The 18,956-nt window shown below is 38.5% G+C and carries 19 protein-coding genes; 5 read left to right on the forward strand and 14 right to left on the reverse strand.

Translation table 11 applies throughout. The annotated features are described in order from the left end of the window. The first annotated feature begins 117 nt into the window (after positions 1-117). On the forward strand, positions 118-558 hold the full coding sequence (locus tag AC1VNJ_RS24955) for a YtoQ family protein (RefSeq protein ID WP_025752263.1): 441 nt from the start codon (positions 118-120) through the stop codon (positions 556-558). 364 nt (positions 559-922) lie between these two features. Then, a complete protein-coding gene (locus AC1VNJ_RS24960) occupies positions 923-2,542 on the forward strand; it encodes an ABC-F family ATP-binding cassette domain-containing protein (protein ID WP_013083037.1) in 1,620 nt (539 codons plus the stop codon). Between the two features lie 39 nt (positions 2,543-2,581). On the opposite strand, the gene AC1VNJ_RS24965 is transcribed toward AC1VNJ_RS24960, so the two are convergent. The 6 genes from AC1VNJ_RS24965 to AC1VNJ_RS24990 form a co-directional block, all read right to left on the reverse strand. Next, positions 2,582-3,466, reverse strand: coding sequence for a DMT family transporter (locus tag AC1VNJ_RS24965; protein ID WP_033578893.1), 885 nt, complete (start codon positions 3,464-3,466; stop codon positions 2,582-2,584). 64 nt (positions 3,467-3,530) lie between these two features. Beyond that, positions 3,531-3,974 (reverse strand): helix-turn-helix domain-containing protein, encoded by a 444-nt coding sequence (locus tag AC1VNJ_RS24970; protein WP_482641516.1) that lies wholly within the window; start codon positions 3,972-3,974, stop codon positions 3,531-3,533. Beyond that, on the reverse strand, positions 3,884-4,246 hold the full coding sequence (locus tag AC1VNJ_RS24975) for a cupin domain-containing protein (protein WP_482641508.1): 363 nt from the start codon (positions 4,244-4,246) through the stop codon (positions 3,884-3,886). The genes AC1VNJ_RS24970 and AC1VNJ_RS24975 overlap by 91 nt, the downstream gene beginning before the upstream one ends. Positions 4,247-4,273: 27 nt before the next feature. After that, positions 4,274-4,903, reverse strand: a complete 630-nt coding sequence (locus AC1VNJ_RS24980) for an alpha/beta hydrolase (RefSeq protein ID WP_482641509.1) — start codon at positions 4,901-4,903, stop codon at positions 4,274-4,276. 60 nt (positions 4,904-4,963) lie between these two features. Beyond that, a complete protein-coding gene (locus AC1VNJ_RS24985) occupies positions 4,964-5,974 on the reverse strand; it encodes an LLM class flavin-dependent oxidoreductase (RefSeq protein ID WP_482641510.1) in 1,011 nt (336 codons plus the stop codon). Positions 5,975-6,104: 130 nt separating this feature from the next. Then, complete coding sequence (locus AC1VNJ_RS24990; protein ID WP_028413468.1) at positions 6,105-7,322, reverse strand: MFS transporter; 1,218 nt, start codon at positions 7,320-7,322, stop codon at positions 6,105-6,107. Positions 7,323-7,462: 140 nt separating this feature from the next. On the opposite strand from AC1VNJ_RS24990, the gene AC1VNJ_RS24995 reads away from it, so the two are divergent. After that, the gene (locus AC1VNJ_RS24995) at positions 7,463-7,744 is read left to right on the forward strand and encodes an acylphosphatase (RefSeq protein ID WP_013083031.1); all 282 of its coding nucleotides are present in this window, start codon (positions 7,463-7,465) and stop codon (positions 7,742-7,744) included. 83 nt (positions 7,745-7,827) lie between these two features. After that, positions 7,828-8,604: a 3-hydroxybutyrate dehydrogenase gene (locus AC1VNJ_RS25000; protein ID WP_013056911.1), complete on the forward strand. Its 777-nt coding sequence runs from the start codon at positions 7,828-7,830 to the stop codon at positions 8,602-8,604. Positions 8,605-8,640: 36 nt separating this feature from the next. Here AC1VNJ_RS25000 and AC1VNJ_RS25005 read toward each other — a convergent pair whose 3' ends face one another. The 8 genes from AC1VNJ_RS25005 to AC1VNJ_RS25040 form a co-directional block, all read right to left on the reverse strand. Next, a complete protein-coding gene (locus AC1VNJ_RS25005) occupies positions 8,641-11,052 on the reverse strand; it encodes a S8 family serine peptidase (protein WP_482641511.1) in 2,412 nt (803 codons plus the stop codon). A gap of 738 nt (positions 11,053-11,790) precedes the next feature. Beyond that, on the reverse strand, positions 11,791-12,228 hold the full coding sequence (locus tag AC1VNJ_RS25010; protein WP_013056909.1) for a S1 domain-containing RNA-binding protein: 438 nt from the start codon (positions 12,226-12,228) through the stop codon (positions 11,791-11,793). A 181-nt stretch (positions 12,229-12,409) separates the two neighbouring features. Beyond that, positions 12,410-13,231, reverse strand: a complete 822-nt coding sequence (gene nadE / locus AC1VNJ_RS25015; RefSeq protein ID WP_482641512.1) for an ammonia-dependent NAD(+) synthetase — start codon at positions 13,229-13,231, stop codon at positions 12,410-12,412. Positions 13,232-13,265: 34 nt separating this feature from the next. Continuing rightward, complete coding sequence (nadD, locus tag AC1VNJ_RS25020; RefSeq protein ID WP_049164380.1) at positions 13,266-13,946, reverse strand: nicotinate (nicotinamide) nucleotide adenylyltransferase; 681 nt, start codon at positions 13,944-13,946, stop codon at positions 13,266-13,268. Between the two features lie 15 nt (positions 13,947-13,961). Continuing rightward, a complete protein-coding gene (locus AC1VNJ_RS25025; protein WP_482641513.1) occupies positions 13,962-15,431 on the reverse strand; it encodes a nicotinate phosphoribosyltransferase in 1,470 nt (489 codons plus the stop codon). Positions 15,432-15,454: 23 nt separating this feature from the next. Beyond that, on the reverse strand, positions 15,455-16,003 hold the full coding sequence (locus tag AC1VNJ_RS25030; RefSeq protein ID WP_033578885.1) for a cysteine hydrolase family protein: 549 nt from the start codon (positions 16,001-16,003) through the stop codon (positions 15,455-15,457). Positions 16,004-16,075: 72 nt separating this feature from the next. After that, positions 16,076-16,852 carry an NUDIX domain-containing protein gene (locus AC1VNJ_RS25035; protein ID WP_028413475.1) on the reverse strand — a complete coding sequence of 259 codons (777 nt, stop codon included), beginning with the start codon at positions 16,850-16,852 and terminating at the stop codon, positions 16,076-16,078. 222 nt (positions 16,853-17,074) lie between these two features. Next, positions 17,075-17,470 (reverse strand): CDI toxin immunity protein, encoded by a 396-nt coding sequence (locus AC1VNJ_RS25040; protein ID WP_014460246.1) that lies wholly within the window; start codon positions 17,468-17,470, stop codon positions 17,075-17,077. A gap of 331 nt (positions 17,471-17,801) precedes the next feature. On the opposite strand from AC1VNJ_RS25040, the gene AC1VNJ_RS25045 reads away from it, so the two are divergent. Beyond that, positions 17,802-18,923 carry an FAD-dependent monooxygenase gene (locus tag AC1VNJ_RS25045; protein WP_482641514.1) on the forward strand — a complete coding sequence of 374 codons (1,122 nt, stop codon included), beginning with the start codon at positions 17,802-17,804 and terminating at the stop codon, positions 18,921-18,923. Positions 18,924-18,956 lie beyond the last annotated feature (33 nt).

The raw sequence follows: 18,956 nt of genomic DNA on the forward strand, positions 1-18,956 counted from the left end.
AACTATTTGTCTACTATAACCTTATTTTTGGAAAAGCAGCCCATTCAAATCATTCGTATTATCCGCTTACATTTGATAAAATAAAATAAATTTTAGTTAGAGGAGGACTTCTACATAATGAACTTAACCGTATACCTTGCCGGGCAAATTCACGATAACTGGCGAGACGAAATTAAAAACCAAGCGGAACAATTAAACCTTCCCCTTACCTTTGTCGGTCCTATGACAGACCATGACCGCTCCGACAACATTGGAGAAGAAATTTTAGGAAAACAGCCTAATGCTGTCTTAAAAGATGAAGCTGCTTCTCAAATTAATAATTTACGCACACAGGTGCTCCTTAAAAAATCTGATGTGGTCATTGCTTTATTTGGTGAAAAATACAAACAGTGGAACAGCGCAATGGATGCGGCGACAGCCATCGCATTAGATAAACCGCTAATTTTGGTTCGCCCTGAAAAACTGCACCACCCGCTTAAAGAACTGTCAAACAAAGCCCAAGTTGTAGTCGAAACGCCAGAACAGGCTCTTCAAGCACTAGCTTATATTTTTGAATAATAAATTTAGAAAGCTCTCAGGTTATTCCTCAGAGCTTTCTTTCGTTTTGAACATAAAAGTGAAGCGTGAAGAGTCGTTTTTTAAACCGTCTATGTTTTTCATAGATTGTATCCGTATAGCTCGATAAAATGAAAAACAATGTATATTCAACAATTTCTGTTTCCCTGAATATATTAGTTTGTCACTCAGTGTTTTGGTGAATGCTAGAATAATCAAGCGTTACCGCTCAAAAAATCCCTTAAATGGTTGACGAGTGCTTAAAGTGTCGGTTACACTTTATGTTTGAAATATTGTATTCATATCGCTCTTATCTCAAAAGAATGGTATAATTTTATAGATATTGAATTTGGAGGACTGCTCATACATGATTACAGTTAGTAATGTAAGTTTACGATTTGGCGACCGAAAGTTATTTGAAGATGTGAATATTAAATTCACGCCTGGTAACTGCTATGGATTAATCGGCGCAAACGGTGCTGGAAAATCAACGTTTTTAAAAATTTTATCTGGTGAAATTGAATCTCAGACTGGTGATGTACATATGGGCCCTGGCGAACGCCTTGCTGTCTTAAAACAGAACCACTTCGAATATGAAGATCAAGAAGTTATGAAAACCGTTATTATGGGGCACGCTCGCCTTTATGAAGTAATGCAAGAAAAAGATGCTATTTATATGAAAGCAGACTTCACAGATGAAGACGGAATGAAAGCAGCTGAGCTTGAAGGTGAATTTGCTGAATTAAACGGTTGGGAAGCAGAATCAGAAGCGGCTATTCTTTTAAAAGGATTAGGTATTTCTGAAGATCTTCACGCCAAAAAAATGGCTGAACTAACGGGTAGTGAAAAAGTAAAAGTGCTTCTTGCACAAGCTTTATTCGGAAAACCTGATGTATTACTTCTAGATGAGCCTACGAATAACTTGGATATCCAAGCAATTCAATGGTTAGAAGAGTTCTTAATTAACTTTGAAAACACAGTCATTGTTGTATCACATGACCGTCACTTCTTAAACAAAGTATGTACGCACATTGCTGACCTTGACTTCAGTAAAATCCAAGTCTACGTTGGTAACTATGATTTCTGGTATGAATCAAGTCAATTAGCACAAAAAATGGCGTCAGATGCAAACAAGAAAAAAGAAGAAAAAATTAAAGAGCTTCAAGCCTTTATCGCTCGCTTTAGCGCAAATGCATCGAAATCAAAACAAGCAACGTCTCGTAAAAAATTGCTTGATAAAATTTCATTAGATGACATCCGTCCTTCTTCTCGTCGTTACCCATACGTGAACTTCACGCCGGAACGTGAGATTGGAAATGACGTACTTCGCGTTGAAGGTTTAACAAAAACAATTGACGGCGTAAAAGTACTTGATAACGTAAGTTTTATTATGAATAAAGATGACAAGATTGCTCTTGTAGGCCGAAACGAACTTGCAAATTCAACATTAATGAAGATTTTAATGGGTGAAATGGAAGCAGACAGCGGTACGTACAAATGGGGTGTCACAACCTCTCAAGCCTTTTTCCCAAAAGACAACTCCGAGTACTTTGAAAACGGAGATTTAAACTTAGTAGACTGGCTGCGTCAGTATTCACCTAATGATCAAAGCGAAAGCTTCTTACGCGGTTTCTTAGGCAGAATGCTATTCTCTGGTGAAGAAGTGTTGAAAAAAGCCAACGTTCTTTCCGGAGGAGAAAAAGTTCGCTGCATGCTTTCTAAAATGATGCTAAGCGGTTCGAACGTTCTTTTACTAGACGATCCTACGAATCACCTTGACTTAGAATCAATCACAGCACTAAACAACGGACTTATCAGCTACAAAGGTTCAATGATTTTCACATCTCATGACCATCAGTTCGTTGAAACGATTGCGAATCGTGTGATTGAAATTACGCCAAACGGAGTAATTGACAAGCAAATGACGTACGATGAGTATTTAGAAGACAGCAACCTGCAAAAACAAGTAGCTAGCATGTACGCTTAATAAAAAATCCCCCCGTTCTTTAAAGAACGGGGGGATTTTTTATATATGCACCTCTTGATTTAGCGATGACTTCGGAGAATACGTTAAAAACGCTAAGCTAGCCAACACTAGTGCTGCTCCGCATATGTTTACCAAAGTTAGAGATTCTCCTAAGAAAAAGACGCCAAGTAAAAAAGCGGTAACGGGCTCTGCTAACGATAACGTTACGGCGGTAGACGCTTGCACTGACTTAAGCGCTGTAGAAAATAATACATAAGCAATCGCCGTCGTAAGTATTCCTAAATGAAGAGCAATCCCCATTCCATTTAAAGAGACTAGCCAGCTCATATCGTACATAAACCAGCATGGTATCAGTAAAACGGCGGCGGCTGTGAACACAAGCGAAGCTCCTACTTGCGGATCAACATGCTGAACAATTTTTTTATTGACAGTCGTATAGCAAGCAAAAGACGCCCCTGCTCCTATCGCCATACCCAAACCTATCACGTCGATTTGAGTATCTTTTTTTAACAACAAGCAGCTGCACCCTATAATACCAGTAACCGTAGCAAGCAACCATTTTTTTGTAGGTTTCTTGCGGTACACTATGTAATCTAATACTCCTGATAAAACAGGCGCACTGCCAATTGCCACCATTGTGCCTACTGCAACACCCGTTTTAATGACAGCGGAAAAAAATAACGGCTGATAAGCGGCCATACTTGCTGCAGCAACCGCAAGAGGCAAAATAGGAAGACGTCTTACGTCCACATTCTTTCTTTGTATAAGACAAGCTGTAAGAAGCGATAGTCCCCCTACCGCTAAACGTACGGCTCCAATAGCCACGGAATGCGCTTCAGCAGATGCTAAAGCTTGGGCGGTTCCTGTTGTTCCCCACAAAACTGCGGCACATAAAATAAGTATTTTTGATAATGAAGTATTCATCGTTTCATCTCCTTTCTTTTATCATAGCTAAAAGAAAGAAAAAAGTTTTTCCGCTTTTATGATCTTATTTGTCTGTTTTTAAGATACTTCGATATTGCGTCGGTGAGACTCCTTCTTGTTTTGCAAACCATTTAGTGAATGAAGACAAGCTGTGATAGCCGACTTCGTGCGCAATATACGTTATCGAATAGCTGCTCTCTTTTAACAATTCTTTTGCTTTATTTAAACGTATACGCGCTACATAGCTTTGAGGCGAATAACCCGTTTTTTGTTTAAACCAAGCGGAAAAATAGGCAGGATGATAATTTTCCAGCGTAGCAAGACTTTCTATGTTTAACTCTTGATTAAAGTTAACATGAAGGTAATCAATGGATTTAAACGTTTGTTTCTTTGGTAAATAATGCTGAACGTAACGGACTAAATCTTCAAGCGCCCCCCTGTCAGTGCTTTTTTGAAGCCCATCAAGTAACAGGTAGCGAAGTGCTTTCCAGGTTGAATCCCATTGAATAAAAACTGCTTCTTGAGAAAGATGCGCACTTCTGTAAATTTCAAAGGAATATCAACAACCAAACATTCATTTGTATTTTTAGCTTGATACGTATGCAGTTGACGAGGCGGAATGTAAAAGCATCCTTCTTGCAGCGTTAAGTGCTGCTCGCTTGCTTGAATATCAAGAGCGCCTGCTAGCGGAAACAAAAGCTGACTGTAGTTATGATCATGAGTATGAGGTGAATAGCTGTAGGCTCTTTTTTCGCAAATAATTTCACGTAGCGTATCCATTTTGTTCTCCTTTCCTTATTTCCTGTCTCAAAGAAGCTGTTCTATGCCGTCCAAAACGGTTCCCAGCACCCTTAACGATTCTGCTGGAGCATATAAAACATCCAATGAATGATCGGCATTTTCGATGACCGCAATATTCATTGGATTTGTTTTTAATCGATAAACTTCTTCCGTATAATAGTGATCACCACTTCCTATTACAAGAAGACCTTTGTGAGAGCTTTTTAGTAAACTTTCAAACAGTTCTGTTCTTGTTAAAAGCGGCGTCAGTAAAAGCATCACTGCGTCTTTGTAAACTTCATCTTTCATAACTCGCTGAATTAGAGGAATGGTCCCAAGCGATTTCCCTGCAAATATGATATCTTTATAGCTATTTTGAGGCAAAACGTCTTGCAGCACTAAACAAATGTCTTTCATCATAACGTCTGCAATCTCATCTGCAGACTTTGTCATCAGCTCTTTGGAATATGTATAGTGAATCTGAACCACGTCAATTCCGTGTTTTATCATCAGCATCGTTACATAATACAACAGGGGCTTTTCGTACGTATAGCCTAGCCCTGAAAACATAAAGCAAATGCGAGGCCCTCCTGTTTTAATATATGTATATGTAATCTTATTAGTTTGGCTGCTTACACTTTTTTGCTCTACTTGCATGTCACTCCTCCTTTTTAAATATTCTAACATTTAATCCCATAAAAAAACCCCATCTTTTTCTTAAAAAAATGAGGGTTGAGGAAATAGCTCTGCAAGCAGTTCATAAGACTTCTTTTTTGCTTCATAATCATGGATATTTGTAATAATTAAAAATTCGTCGTTATCGTATTTTTGCTGCAGCTGCGTTAATCCTTGTTTTACTTCAGCTGGATTCCCTACGATCATACGAGGACGATTGGTGCTTATTTTTTTGAGCTCTTCTTCTGAATAAGAACGATTACGCACTTCTTCTATCGATGAAATTGTTGTGTCTTCGCCTTTGGCTACTTTCAACAGCCAATCATCCAGCGTTTTGGCGTGCTCCTCGGCTTCTTCTTTTGTTTCTGCACATACAACAAATACACATACGTTGGTGTTAGGCTTTGATTGATAGGAAGAAGGGACAAATTCTTCTTTATAATGACGAATGGCTTCTTGTCCACCAACTGAATAAATAAAGTGTCCAAACGTAAAAGAGATGCCCAGCTCAGCAGCTGATCTTGCTCCTCTTTTATTGATACCAAGATGCCACAGTTCAGGTTTTGTTTCACTTAACGGATAAGCTGTCACCCCGTAATACGGATGGTCAGACGGCAAATTATGCTCAAGATGCCCTTTTAACGCCTGAATTTGCCGCGGAAATTCATTGAGGCTTTTACGTACTCCATCTGTAAGCGCTAGCCGCGTCAGCGCATCTCCTCCCGGTGAGCGTCCAAGACCTAAATCAATTCGATTCGGAAACAGATTTTCAAGCAGCTGAGCATCTTCTGCTACTTTATACGGACTGTATTGAGGAAGAAGGACTCCTCCAGATCCAATTCGGATTCGGCTCGTTTGAGAAGCTAAGTGCGTCATTAAAAGAGTTGGAGATGAGCCTGCAAGACCGTTCGTATTATGATGTTCCGCTACCCAAAAGCGGTGGTAGCCCAACTTTTCCGTTAATTTTGCCAGTTCCACCGTACGTTTTAACGCTTCTTTTGGTGTTGATCCGCTTGAAACTGGAGACTGATCCAATACGCTTAGCTTAATCATAGCTGATTCTTCCTTTCGATTTTCAATTTCTATTGTATCTATTGTAGGAGAAAAATATGAATTCGTCTTGAAATTTGCTTCACGCTCATAAAAAAAGCAAATGCTAAGGCGCGTTTGCTTTTTCTTTTTCTTATTTTGCTTCGTGTATTTCTTTCACACGCTTATCGCTCGGCAACAGCCATGTTAACAGCCCTAGGATTGGTAAATAGCTGCAAAACAGCATAATAAACTGAAGGCTGAAGACATCGGCTAATTTACCGAATACAACAGCTCCTAAAGCTCCCATCCCAAAAGCAAGACCTACAATTAAGCCGGAAACCAAGCCAATTTTCCCCGGCATCAGCTCTTGAGCATAGACGACCGTGACGCTGAAACTTGACTGGAGAATAAAGCCGATTAGTATTAAAAGAGGCGCTGCGACTCCGAGAGAAACGTGAGGGAGTAATAAAGTAAACGGTACTGACCCTAACATAGAAAACAATAAAATATTTCGTTTTCCGAAACGATCGGCAAGCGGACCTCCAAAGAATGTTCCAAACACCCCTGCAATCATAAATAAAAAAACGTAAAGCTGAGCGCTTTTGATAGGCAAATTAAATTTTTCAATAATATAAAACTGAAAGAAATTAAGGATGCCGGCTCCGTACCATGAACGTGCAAAAACGAGAAAAATTAAAAGTCCAATCGCAAAAATAATTTGCTTGTTCATCGTAAATGAAGCATCTGACTGCTTTTTCTTCAAGCGTTGACGAGTAGCTAACTCTGATTTATACCATTTCGAGACGCTGTATAAAACCACTACGCCGATACCTGCAATTAACGTAAACCAAATTGTTCCAAACTGACCAAGTCCGATAAAGATAAATGCCGTAAACAGCGGAGCCATCGACTGTCCAGTATTCCCGCCAACTTGATAAATAGACTGTGCCAGCCCCCGCTTTCCTCCTGCTGCCATATACGCTACGCGAGAACCTTCCGGGTGAAAAATAGCGGATCCGAATCCTACAAATAAAACAGATATAATCACAAAATAAAAATTTGGCGCTAAAGCGAGTCCAACCATACCAATCATGCTTAAACACATTGCAATTGGCAATAAAAACGGTGAGGGACGCTTATCGGCAAATACGCCGAACACCGGCTGCATGATCGATGACGTCATGTTTAAAGCAAAGGCAATCCAGCCGATTTGCGTGTAGTTTAAATTCATCGATTTTTCAAGGACTGGAAAAAGTGCCGGTATAACAGACTGCATACAATCATTTAGAAAATGTCCTAAACTAATAGCAAATAAAATACGGTAAATCGTCGCCGGCTGCGCTTGCTGCGTTCGTGCTGCTGCTTGCATTCATAACCCTTCTTTCTTATTTAATCTACATTAAAACTGTTAAAGTCTTACAATGTCTTTTTCTATTATACAGTGAAAAGTAAGATTATAGTTGTTTTCTTTTTTATAAAAAAGGGAAAATTGCCTGTGAGGTGAGAACAGTGAAAAAACATGTGCATATGATTGTAGACGGACGCGTTCAAGGGGTTGGGTTCCGTCACTACACGCAGCTAAAAGCAATGGAATGCTCCATTAACGGATGGGTACGAAATCGAGACGATCAAAAAGTAGAAATTGATGCTGAAGGTGAAGAAAGTAATATCCAAAAATTTATTGAAGAAATTAAAAAAGGTCCCTCGCCGTTCGCTTCTGTCAGCAATGTGGAAGTAAAGGTAGTAAACACCCCTTCCCACACCCATTCTTTTCGCGTAAAGTACAGTTAAAATACTCGCTAAATTAAGATAATTTTTGATAAAATGGAAAAGTAAGCGATTTTATATCATCTACATATAAGGGGGAAAAAACGATGGTTGAAAACAAAATTGTGTTAATTACAGGTGCAGCTCAAGGTATTGGTTATCAAATTGGTGAGCGCTTTGCTGAAGACGGAGCGACTGTTGTCTTAACTGACTTGAATGAAGACGGAGTTAAGAAAGCAGCAGACAAATTGAAGACAAAAGGCTACGAAGCATTAGGTATTAAAGCAGATGTGACAAATGAAAGTGACATTGAACAAATGATTGCTCAAACGGTTGAAACATATGGCCGCCTTGATGTATTAATTAACAATGCTGGCATGCAATTTGTTTCCCCGCTCGAAGAATTTCCTACTGAAAAATTTGAACTTTTAACGAAAATTATGCTTGTTGCACCTTTTGTTGCGACTAAGCATGCGTTTCCTATTATGAAAAAGCAAAAATTCGGCCGCATTTTGAACATGTCTTCCATTAACGGATTGATTGGTTTCTCAGGAAAAGCGGCATACAACAGTGCTAAGCACGGCGTGATTGGCTTAACGAAAGTGGCTGCTCTTGAAGGTGCGGAGCACGGCATTACGGTAAATGCGATTTGCCCTGGTTATGTTGATACACCGCTTGTTCAAAATCAATTAAAAGATTTAGCACGTACGCGAAATGTAGCGCTTGAAAAAGTACTAGAAGAAGTTATTTATCCTCTTGTTCCTCAAAAACGCTTGCTGGCAGTTGATGAAATTGCAGACTACGCAATGTTTTTAGCAAGTGATTTAGCAAAAGGCGTCACCGGCCAAGCTGCTGTGATCGATGGAGGATATACGGCTCAATAAAAAAAGAGTGTCAGTGTAACTGACACTCTTTTTTATTTATTGAATTTCAAATTCTCCTAAAGAACCGGTCGTCTGACCTGCTTTTACTGCTTCTGCGTATAAATAATACGTTCCCGCTGGAAGAGCTTCACCATTAATTTTTCCGTCCCACGTTGCGCTAGAGAATCCTTTTCCTACATTCGTATACGAACTTAACAATTCCCCTTTTTCTAGCGTTGCATCGTAAATGTAATAGCTAAGCTTCTCTGCTCCTCCTGGTAAATAACTGCCGTATTCAAACGAGCCATTTCCTAGTACATCTACATACGCAGAAGTAACGCGAGGATAATCCGGCTCTTTTACAAATAAGATCGTTGGAACATCGTACGTTTCTTTATTGTTACTTACCGTAATTGTGCCTTCGTAATAGCCAGGAGATAATTTCCCTGCATCTACTTTTACATTGAGATTTACTTTTTGCGTTTTTCCTGCATTAACAACTAAATCGTTTGTTGATTTAACATCAATTGCTTGATGGCTTTTCTTAAATTTCACTTTGACCGAGTATTTTTGACTGTGATTTGATAGATTTTTAATCTTAAAGCTTTGTTTTTCTACTTGTTTCCCTTTATCTTTATAAAAGACGCCGTACGAGTGACTTCCTGGGGTAATAAGCGTTTTTGCTTTAATTGCATCTACTACGCGCATGCTTCCTGCACCCTGCGTATTATGAGGGTAAATGAGCCCGTTGCGGTCACGAAGCAGTTCCGTTGTGTTCATTAAAGATGCTTTTACGTCTTCTACTTTATAATTGGGATGCGCCTGTAAAATTAACGCTGCTGCTCCTGCTACGTGCGGTGCGGCCATGCTTGTTCCTTGTTTTGATCCATATCCATGAGGATTGCTTGGATCATTGGTTGGCACTGTACTGATAATATCGACTCCCGGTGCCGAAATGTCCGGCTTAATCATCCACGTATCCACAACCGGTCCGCGAGATGAAAAGTCAGCCATTGTTTCATCGACTGTCTGATTAAAGGTTGCAGTAAAAGAGCCTGTGACGGATCCTTTTGCTAAAGAAGATATCAAAGCTTGTCCATCGGCTTTCGATAGGCGAATACCCGGCAGAGATGTACCTGGAATATCAGGAATTGTTCCTTCTACGTTATTGTAAATGACTGTTGCAACAGCGCCAGCTTTTTTCGCATTGTCAACTTTATCTACAAATGCAATGTCACCGCGGGAAATAACCGCTACTTTTCCTTTTACATCCTTTCCTTCAAAATCTTCTGGTTTTCCAAGTCCGACAGGTACAAATTCATAATTTTTACCGCTTGCATCCAGTAACGCCTTGTCGTTTGGAAAGCCCATTACTTCAGCTGAAGCATAGCTTGCGTTATCTACGGTTAATGTCGTTTTATACAAATTGTAAGGAAGCTGAGTCGCACCAACTGAAATAGCTTCACGAGACGTTCCCGGAGAGCCTACTGTCCAGTTAGCTGGTCCACTGTTTCCATTTGATGTAACGGCTACTACTCCTTCTTCCATTGCCCAATCTAATGCAATACTCGTTGCCAAGTCCGGATTATTAATCGTATCTCCAAGCGACAGGTTCATTACATCCGCCCCGTCTTCTACCGCACGTTCAATACCGGCAATCACGTCTTCTGTTGAACCCGTTCCTCCTGGACCTAATACACGATACGCAAGTAAATGAGCATCAGGAGCTATCCCTTTAATTTTTCCGTCCGCTGCAATTGTTCCCGCTACGTGCGTACCGTGCGTTGTCGCTTCGCCTTTTGGATCTCCAGCCGGCGTTTCTTGAGGGTCTTTGTCATCGTCGACAAAATCCCATCCTTTATATTTCTCAAACGCTGACTTTAAATCCGGGTGGTCGTAATCAACGCCTGTATCGATAACGGCTACGGTCATATTTTTACCTGTATATCCTGATTTCCACGCTTGATCTGCTCCCACGTAGTAAATGCTTTTATCCATTTCAGAACCGTATTCTTCGGCGCTCACTTCTTTCGATTTTACTTCTGTTGTATGATATTCAACGCTTGGATAAATAGCTTTTACTCCAGGTAAACTTGCTACTTTTTCAAGGTCATTAGCCGGAAGTTCCGCTGAAAACCCGGAAAACACTTGGTCGTATTCTCGCTTTACTTTTGAAGTTTTAGAAGCTTTTGAAAGTTCTTTTTTCACTTCGTCACGCGCTTTTTTAATCTTTCCTTTACTTTGCGCTACTCCTTTTTTCTTGGCTTCCGCTACAGACTCTTCATTTAACTCCACAATAACTTTTACTTTTTTAGCCGATTTTAAGTTATAGTCTCCTTGAATTTTAACTAGTGACGGTTCCAGCGCCGGCTTTGAATTTCCGTTCGCAGATGCTCCCATTGCAAAAGAAGATAAAGCAACCGAAAATGCTACTGTACTTAATACAGACCGAATTGATACTTTTTTCATTGTTTTTCCCTCTCCATTTCTCTCTATACTTCGTGCTACTATGTATGCCTTCTTCCCTAGAACATACGCATCTTTTACTTAGCTAGTGAGCTAAAAACTAGAATAGTATGGAAGTTCTATATATTAATATAAAATCCTTGAGTCTATGGAATCATTTTATATATTCGTGCAAATTAAGCACTAATGCTCAAAAAATGAAGAATTTTGTCTGTTTCTCTTCTTTCTATCACTTTTTTATTCCTAAAATTATGAATAGATTAGATGAATATACAAGAATACTGACGAATTTCTGTTAATTTAGCTATTTTTATCAGGGACTCATCCCTACTTTCTCTTCGGTTACTTATAAGGTTTTTTGTTATTCTAAGAAAATTTTTCTTAGGAGCGTTCTTATTTTATAAATTATTATTTAGAACATAGTTTAATTTAATATAAAATATTGCACTTAATTAAATGAAATTTTCAAAAATTACGAATAATAAAAAGAAAGCTTGCAGATACTAACGTCAACGCTCGCACAAAGGGAGGCATGATTATGATAGATTTAAATTTCATCCTACTCATCCTTGATCTTCTCTCATCTCTTGTCACTATTGGCATCTACTTTACAACCAAGTAAGTACCTAACCTTCTCTTTACTCTTCTAGCGCATGTACTTAAGCTCTTACAAAAAAGAAGCAAGCCAATTTTTACTGGCTTGCTTCAGCTATATAATAAAGTAGTTAAAGTGGAAGGGATTTATCCGCGTCTTCCGCCTCTGCCACCTCGTTTTGATTCAGTGCTGCGTTTTAGTGTTGATAAATTATCTTCACTATCTTTTAAGAAACGCGCCATTTTTTGTTCGAAGTTTTCCTTTGGTTGGAAGTTGCTTTTAGAACGATTATCATTATTTCTTGCCTGACGTGGCGGGCGTTGTGAATAAGAAGATGAGGGTCTTTCAGGTTTATCTATTGCTTTTTTAATCGATAATCCAATTTTTCCGTCTTTCTCATTAACGACTTTCACTTCAATTTCTTGACCAACTTTAAGATGGTCATTAATGTCTTTTACATAGCTGTCAGCTACCTCACTAATATGTACAAGCCCAGTTTGACCTCCAGGTAATTCTACAAATGCTCCAAAATTAGTAATACCTGTTACTTTACCTTGTACCTTGCTACCTACTTCAACTGCCATAAAAAATGTTCCTCCTCAATAATATTAAAAGCACTTCATTATACCAAAGTGCGTAAGAATAACAAAGTGTGTATGAGAAAACAATTTGTTAAATTGCACTTTTTCCGCCTCTTTTTTGTTTTATGAAAGAAATCAGTCAAAATAATGCCCATATTAGATATCCCTAATATGGGCATTTCTCTCATTTCCACCATTCATCAAACATGCTAGCCGGTAACTGACGCTTATGTTCCGTAATACGATAGCGCTGTTCAATTTTTTCAGCGGCTTCTTGTGATACTTCTTTTCCTTCCAGATAATCGTCTAGTTCATCATAAGAAATTCCTAGTTCCGTTTCATCAGATTGACCAGGACTATTATCTAACAAGTCAGCTGTTGGTACTTTTTCATACAATCGTTTATCTGCACCTAATTCTTTCAGCAATGCTTTTCCTTGACGTTTTGTTAGTCCCGTTAGAGGTAGCACGTCTGCTCCGCCATCTCCATATTTCGTAAAAAAGCCTGTTACTGCTTCTGCTGCATGATCGGTTCCGATAACTAAAAGGCCGTTTTCTCCTCCGACTGCATACTGTACAATCATACGCGTACGTGCTTTGACATTTCCTTTATGAAAATCAGACAGCGCTATATCTGTCGCACCTGTAAACGAACTTTCAAATGCTTCTACCGTGTTTTTAATATTAAACGTATATGTTTCATTCGGTTTAATAAATTCTAGTGACGCCTTCGCATCCGCTTCATCATGCTGCGTGCCATGAGGCAAGCGAACGGCTACAAATTTTGCTTCATATTCTTCTTTTCGCAATTCGTCTACAGCAATCTGCGCTAATCGTCCAGCTAAACTAGAGTCCTGCCCTCCGCTTATACCTAATACAAAGCCTTTTGCATTTGCTGACTTTAGGTAGTTTTTCAAAAAATCAACACGGGCACGAATTTCTTGTGCTGGATCAATTTCAGATTTCACATGTAGCTCTTTTCTTATTTTTTCTTGCATGTCTGACATGATACATGCTCTCCTTCCATTATATGTAGATTTCTTACTGATACAATCCATGTTTTTTACTATAAAAATAACAGAGATCAGGCATTAAATATCGTGGTTCTCCGCCCCTGGCAAATTCTTGACGAATATAAGTAGAGCTGATTTCCATTGCAAGCCCCTTATCAAGAAGCTGAAACCGGCCGTCGTCATAATTTCGAAGCAAAGGAGAATGACTAATAGCTTTCAACATGTCTATTCCCTCTCTTGCCATGATGATAAACTGGTTTTGACTAATAAGTTCATCTGCTTTCTTCCACTTGCCCTCACCAATATCTTGCAGTAAGTCGGCTCCCATAATAAAAAATAAGTCAGCGTGTGGGAGCAATTTTTTAAAGTGCTCCATAGTGTAGTATGTGTAATGATAGCCGGGCAATACGTCTAGCTCATACGTATCGAGCAAAAATTTCGGGTTGTCTTTAATCGCTAAGCTAACCATATTTACACGGTGTTCATCGGACGTTTGGAGCTTTTTGTCTGTCCGTTTGTGCGATGAAGGCAAGAAGATAATAGCATCTAACTTCTTTCGATGCGCAACCGTTGATGCCGTCCAAAGATGAACGTTGGTAACCGGATCAAAAGATGAACCATAAATCCCAATTTTCGCTCCTTTTTCTAAAAGCGTATCTATTTTCTTATCAGGGTTTAGCTGTTGAAAATAAGCAAGCGTATCTGACATGTCTCCAGCTCCCTACTATTTTTTATTTAGGGCTTCCGCTACTTTTTGTTTTACGTACGCAATTTGACGCGTTTTATTTTCCCAACACTTTTCGCTTAAATCTACTGGATATTCTTCTGGATTGCGCGTGCGCTTATATTCATCCCAAAGCAGCTCTAAATTATCTTTTACGTACTGCTGAATTTCTTGAAGTTCTTCTGTTTCATACACAAGCTTTCCGTTTACAAAGATATCATGATGAAGTTCTTTTGCCTCAAAATTTGTGACGAATTTACTGATAAACGTATGAACAGGGTGGAACATTTTTAAACGCTCTTCGCTTTGAGGGTCTTCGTCTTCCATCGTAATATAATCCCCTTCAGATTTCCCATTCAAATTATTAATAATACGATATACCCGCTTTAACCCTGGTGTACTGACTTTTTCAGGATTCGCACTAATTTTAATCGTATCCATCATCTCGCCATTTTCTCCTTCAATAGAGACGAGTTTATACACTGCTCCAAGCGCTGGCTGATCATATGCAGTAATGAGCTTCGTACCAATTCCCCACATATCTATCTGTGCACCTTGCGACTTTAAATGCATAATCGTATCTTCATCTAAATCGTTGGAAGCAACAATTTTTGTCTCTGTAAACCCTGCTTCATCCAACATTTGACGAGCTTTTTTAGACAAATAAGTTAAATCGCCGCTGTCTAAACGAATCGCCGTAAAATTAATTTTGTCTCCTAATTCTTTTGCTACTTTAATCGCATTGGGAACTCCTGATTTTAAGGTGTCGTACGTATCAACTAGAAACACACAGTTTTTATGGCGACGAGCGTATTTATGAAATGCAATATACTCATCTTTATAAGCTTGCACCATTGCATGGGCATGCGTTCCTGCAACTGGAATTCCAAATTTCTTTCCTGCACGCACGTTAGAAGTAGCACCAAATCCGCCAATATAGGCTGCTCTTGTTCCCCAAATAGCAGCATCCATTTCTTGAGCGCGTCGCGTTCCAAACTCCATTGCCACTTGATCTCCTACTACATGTTTGATTCGGGCTGCTTTTGTTGCAATCAGCGTTTGGTAATTCACAATATTTAAAATCGCTGTTTCTACAAGCTGAGCTTCAATTAATGGTGCTTCTACACGTAAAATTGGTTCATTATGAAACACAAGCTCACCTTCACGCATACATCGAATTGTCCCAGTAAATGTAAGGTCTTTTAAGTAAGCTAAATAATCTTCTTTAAAACCTAATTCTTCGTGCAAGTACGTTAAATCAGATTCGCTAAATTTAAATGCTTTAATATATTCAATAATTCTTTCTAATCCAGCAAAAACAGCATACCCATTTCCAAAAGGAAGTTTGCGGAAAAAAACTTCAAAAACAGCCTTCTTTTGATGAATGTTATCTTCCCAATACGTTTCTCCCATATTAATTTGATATAAATCGGTGTGTAGCATTATGCTGTCATCTGTAAACATATTCATTGATTTCCTCCACTTTTATGTCCTTAAATAATTTCTGCTCCGAGGCAAGATTTAAAGTGTTCGAGCGCCCACTCATGGCCTTTTTGATTAAAGCTCGCTACGGCTTTTTCATAAATATAAATAGCAAATCCTTTATTATAAGCATCTACTGCTGTATGAAGTACACAGATATCCGTACATACACCTGCTAAGTAGACATCGGTAATCTGTCTTTCTCGCAGTTTAATCTCCAGATCTGTTCCAGCAAATGCGCTGTATCTCGTTTTATTTATCCATTCTACATTTGCCTTTGATTGATACACATTATATAAATCATTTAACTTTCCGTATAGCTTCCTTCCTGCAGAACCTTCAATATTATGAGGCGGAAACAGCGCTGATTCTGGATGCAAGGAATCATTTTCTTTATGAAAATCAATGGCAAACACGACATACTCGTCTTGCTCAATAAATTGACGCGTGATATCGCTTATAGATGTTTCAATGTGTCGCCCTGGTTCTCCGCATGTCAAAGCCCCGTTTTCAGCTACAAAATCATTGGTATAATCAATGTTAATCAGTGCTTTTTTCATTATGTTTCCCCCTCATAAATAAAAATTAACAGTTAACATATTGTTAATTATTTGAATTGAAAGTTTTTTCTTTTAATAGCGTGCTGTATAGATTGGCTTCATCACATTCATCTCAACAAACCGGTAGAGCTTTGTTGGCTTTTTAGACGTTCTCGTCGTTGTTTTTCCGTCTACTTCTTCAATGAATGGCAGCATTCTTATTTTTCGTGCAAACGCCTGATCACTTTTAATTGCCGCATCATCCGTTACGGTAAGCAGCACAGCCTGCAGTTCAGAGTATGTAAACTGAGAAGGCAGAAACTTCTGAGCAATAGTCGTTTGCAATAAATCTTTCTTAATTTCCTTGATTGCATCTCGAATGATGATTTCATGATCAAAAGCTAAAGGCAATGAAAAGATTTCATCTATTTTAAATAATTCAACTCGAGCAGCATCATCATTCGCTTTTCGTTTTATTAGACTATCTTCTGGGACAATTGCATAATGTGCGTTTGTGATGACCCATCCCCTATCGTCTCTTCCGGGCTCATCATAGACACCATAGTGTTTTAAATGGATATCGTTCACGCCCGTTTCTTCTTCGAGCTCTCTTTTAGCCGCTTCAAAAGCTGATTCATCAGGATGGACAAATCCGCCGGGAAGCGCCCACTTTCCTGCTTCGCTGTTCTTTTCTCCCTCCGCGTTTAGCATTGCTCGCTGGATAAGCATTAATTTTAAATTCATTTTAGGTGGTTTGTATGGTTCTTTTTCTTCCGTCACAATCGTAAATACAGCAATATCTGACGTATAGCCATAGGGTTTAGGGTATTCTTTTTTCATTTGATTCGTCATTGCTTTTTTGTTCGACATTCAGCATTTCTCCTGATCACTCTTTTTACAATTAACAATATGATTAATGTTAATTATATTTGTTTTATGGAAAATGTCAATACTTTTCCCACTAATTATAAAGAGAAGGTAATTTATGTTGTAAATAACGTTATGTTTCGTATTTTTTAGAGTTTATATGCATAAAAAGCCGAGTGAAGAAGTTCTCATTCCCCCTCTTCCCTCAGCTTTTTTCCCTTTTAGTTAACGTGCTGCTAAACCAATCATCATTTTACCGTCTTTAAAATATTCAATGACATAGTCAACAGACGGACAGTAAATAAACGCTTCTTCTGTAAGATCAGCTGTTTGTTGGAAAAACGTTAGAGCCTGAGCTAAATCGACGCTTACGGCTTTAGTTGCTCGTTTCCAAAATAAAACAACCTGATGTTCTTTTATATTCATCTCTTGAAGCCATTTTTTGATTTCTTCAATATGCCGGGCGGACTTTTTAATTAATACTTTTCTCCAATTAATTTGCATGATTGTTAAAAAAGGAAAGGTGTTTGAAAGTTTTTCGAAGTAAATGCTTGTCTGCTTTTTCGTTAGCAAATCTGCACTGTTACCCAATGTTTGAATATAATGTTCTACTTTTGTCATAATCATCCTCCAGTCGAAATTGGAGTTTGCTAGAATTTTCAGAGACGTTCTCTACTCTTCTTGCTAAAAATCCTGCAGCTTTCCAACCGTGCTTTTTCTCAACAATGTTTAAATTTCACCTTTTTATACAAATTATTCAAAATAATTTGTGTATTTTAGTTTACCATAAAACTTAATCTTTGACTTTGTTTATGTAAAACCTTATTTGTGTTTCGACCAAAGAACGAATTCCATAGAAGAAAAGCTATAAAAAAGTTGACATTAACATTTATAAAAGTTAATATACTTACTAAAAGTAACTTAATTGCATATAACAAACAAGGTGAAGAAAATGAACTATCAAACAGATGTGTGTATAATAGGAGCCGGACCAGGCGGTGCTCTACTAGCCTATCTACTGGCTAAACAAAATATATCAACTATACTGATAGAGAGATCTGATAAGCTTGGAAAAGAATTTCGAGGCGAACATTTAAATGAAGATGGAGAAATGATTCTTAAAAAACATCATATATTTGAAGAAATTGAAAGCTTAGGTCTCCTTCGAATGTCTAGGGTCGAATACTGGAAAGATGGACATGTATTCAAAACGATAGAATCTGAACTTGGACATGCAGGAATTCATGTTCCACAGCAGCATCTTCTTCAGTCTATAGATAGCCGAGCAAGCAGCCATCCCTCCTACAAACTTATGCTGGGCACAAAAGTAACGGAGCTAACGCAAAATGAAAAAGGACAATATACTGGAATAAAAGCTCAGCAAAAAGGCCGGGGTGAAATAATAGTTGAAAGTAAAATCATTATTGGAGCAGATGGTCGATATTCAACTGTTCGCAAACTTGCGCACATAAAAAACAATATTCATAATCATGGATACGATTTGCTTTGGGCGAAAATTCCTGCACCTGCCAACTGGGAGCCTTCTATTAAATTTGCGCTTGTGAAACAGCACCAGGTAGCGCTTTTTTCTCAAGCAAAAGGCTTTGTTCAAATCGGGTGGAACATAAAAAAAGGATCTTATACTTCTTTAAGAAAGCAGTCTGTACAGCCTTTTCTTGATCAGCTAATTCTGGCATTTCCTCAATTAAAAGAAAGTATGGAGCAGAACCTTCATTCATGGAAAGATTTCATTTTATTGTCTGTTTATAGCTCTCACTGTGATACGTGGGTAAAAAACGGATTAGCAATCATAGGAGACGCCGCGCATACTATGACTCCAACCGGCGCATATGGTATGAATGCCGCTATAATGGATGCTGATGTTCTTTCTCAAATTTTACCTAACTTACTTTCTCAAGGTTCCTTAGAAGCTGGAAAATTAAAAGTATTTGAAAATGCAAGAAGAAAAATAGTAGAAGATTTGCAGGCTCAACAAGTGGTGACAGAAGATTCTTTTATGGAAAAATTCACAAATTCCTTAAAGATCGAAAAAGAAAATATTACTCTTTATTAATTTCAATAAAACAACAAGAAGCTACCTCTTTGT

This window comes from Priestia sp. 3CA3 (assembly GCF_056836725.1).

Bases quoted from the DNA above. Each gene is read 5' to 3' on its own strand.
- AC1VNJ_RS25000 (WP_013056911.1), top strand. From the start codon at position 7,828: ATGGTTGAAAACAAAATTGTGTTAATTACAGGTGCAGCTCAAGGTATT.
- AC1VNJ_RS25005 (WP_482641511.1), bottom strand. From the start codon at position 11,052: ATGAAAAAAGTATCAATTCGGTCTGTATTAAGTACAGTAGCATTTTCG.
- AC1VNJ_RS24980 (WP_482641509.1), bottom strand. From the start codon at position 4,903: ATGCAAGTAGAGCAAAAAAGTGTAAGCAGCCAAACTAATAAGATTACA.
- AC1VNJ_RS25035 (WP_028413475.1), bottom strand. From the start codon at position 16,852: ATGTCGAACAAAAAAGCAATGACGAATCAAATGAAAAAAGAATACCCT.
- AC1VNJ_RS24965 (WP_033578893.1), bottom strand. From the start codon at position 3,466: ATGAATACTTCATTATCAAAAATACTTATTTTATGTGCCGCAGTTTTG.
- AC1VNJ_RS25040 (WP_014460246.1), bottom strand. From the start codon at position 17,470: ATGACAAAAGTAGAACATTATATTCAAACATTGGGTAACAGTGCAGAT.
- AC1VNJ_RS24975 (WP_482641508.1), bottom strand. From the start codon at position 4,246: ATGGATACGCTACGTGAAATTATTTGCGAAAAAAGAGCCTACAGCTAT.
- AC1VNJ_RS25025 (WP_482641513.1), bottom strand. From the start codon at position 15,431: ATGAATATGTTTACAGATGACAGCATAATGCTACACACCGATTTATAT.
- nadD (WP_049164380.1), bottom strand. From the start codon at position 13,946: ATGTCAGATACGCTTGCTTATTTTCAACAGCTAAACCCTGATAAGAAA.
- nadE (WP_482641512.1), bottom strand. From the start codon at position 13,231: ATGTCAGACATGCAAGAAAAAATAAGAAAAGAGCTACATGTGAAATCT.
- AC1VNJ_RS24955 (WP_025752263.1), top strand. From the start codon at position 118: ATGAACTTAACCGTATACCTTGCCGGGCAAATTCACGATAACTGGCGA.
- AC1VNJ_RS25010 (WP_013056909.1), bottom strand. From the start codon at position 12,228: ATGGCAGTTGAAGTAGGTAGCAAGGTACAAGGTAAAGTAACAGGTATT.
- AC1VNJ_RS24985 (WP_482641510.1), bottom strand. From the start codon at position 5,974: ATGATTAAGCTAAGCGTATTGGATCAGTCTCCAGTTTCAAGCGGATCA.
- AC1VNJ_RS25045 (WP_482641514.1), top strand. From the start codon at position 17,802: ATGAACTATCAAACAGATGTGTGTATAATAGGAGCCGGACCAGGCGGT.
- AC1VNJ_RS24960 (WP_013083037.1), top strand. From the start codon at position 923: ATGATTACAGTTAGTAATGTAAGTTTACGATTTGGCGACCGAAAGTTA.
- AC1VNJ_RS25030 (WP_033578885.1), bottom strand. From the start codon at position 16,003: ATGAAAAAAGCACTGATTAACATTGATTATACCAATGATTTTGTAGCT.
- AC1VNJ_RS24990 (WP_028413468.1), bottom strand. From the start codon at position 7,322: ATGCAAGCAGCAGCACGAACGCAGCAAGCGCAGCCGGCGACGATTTAC.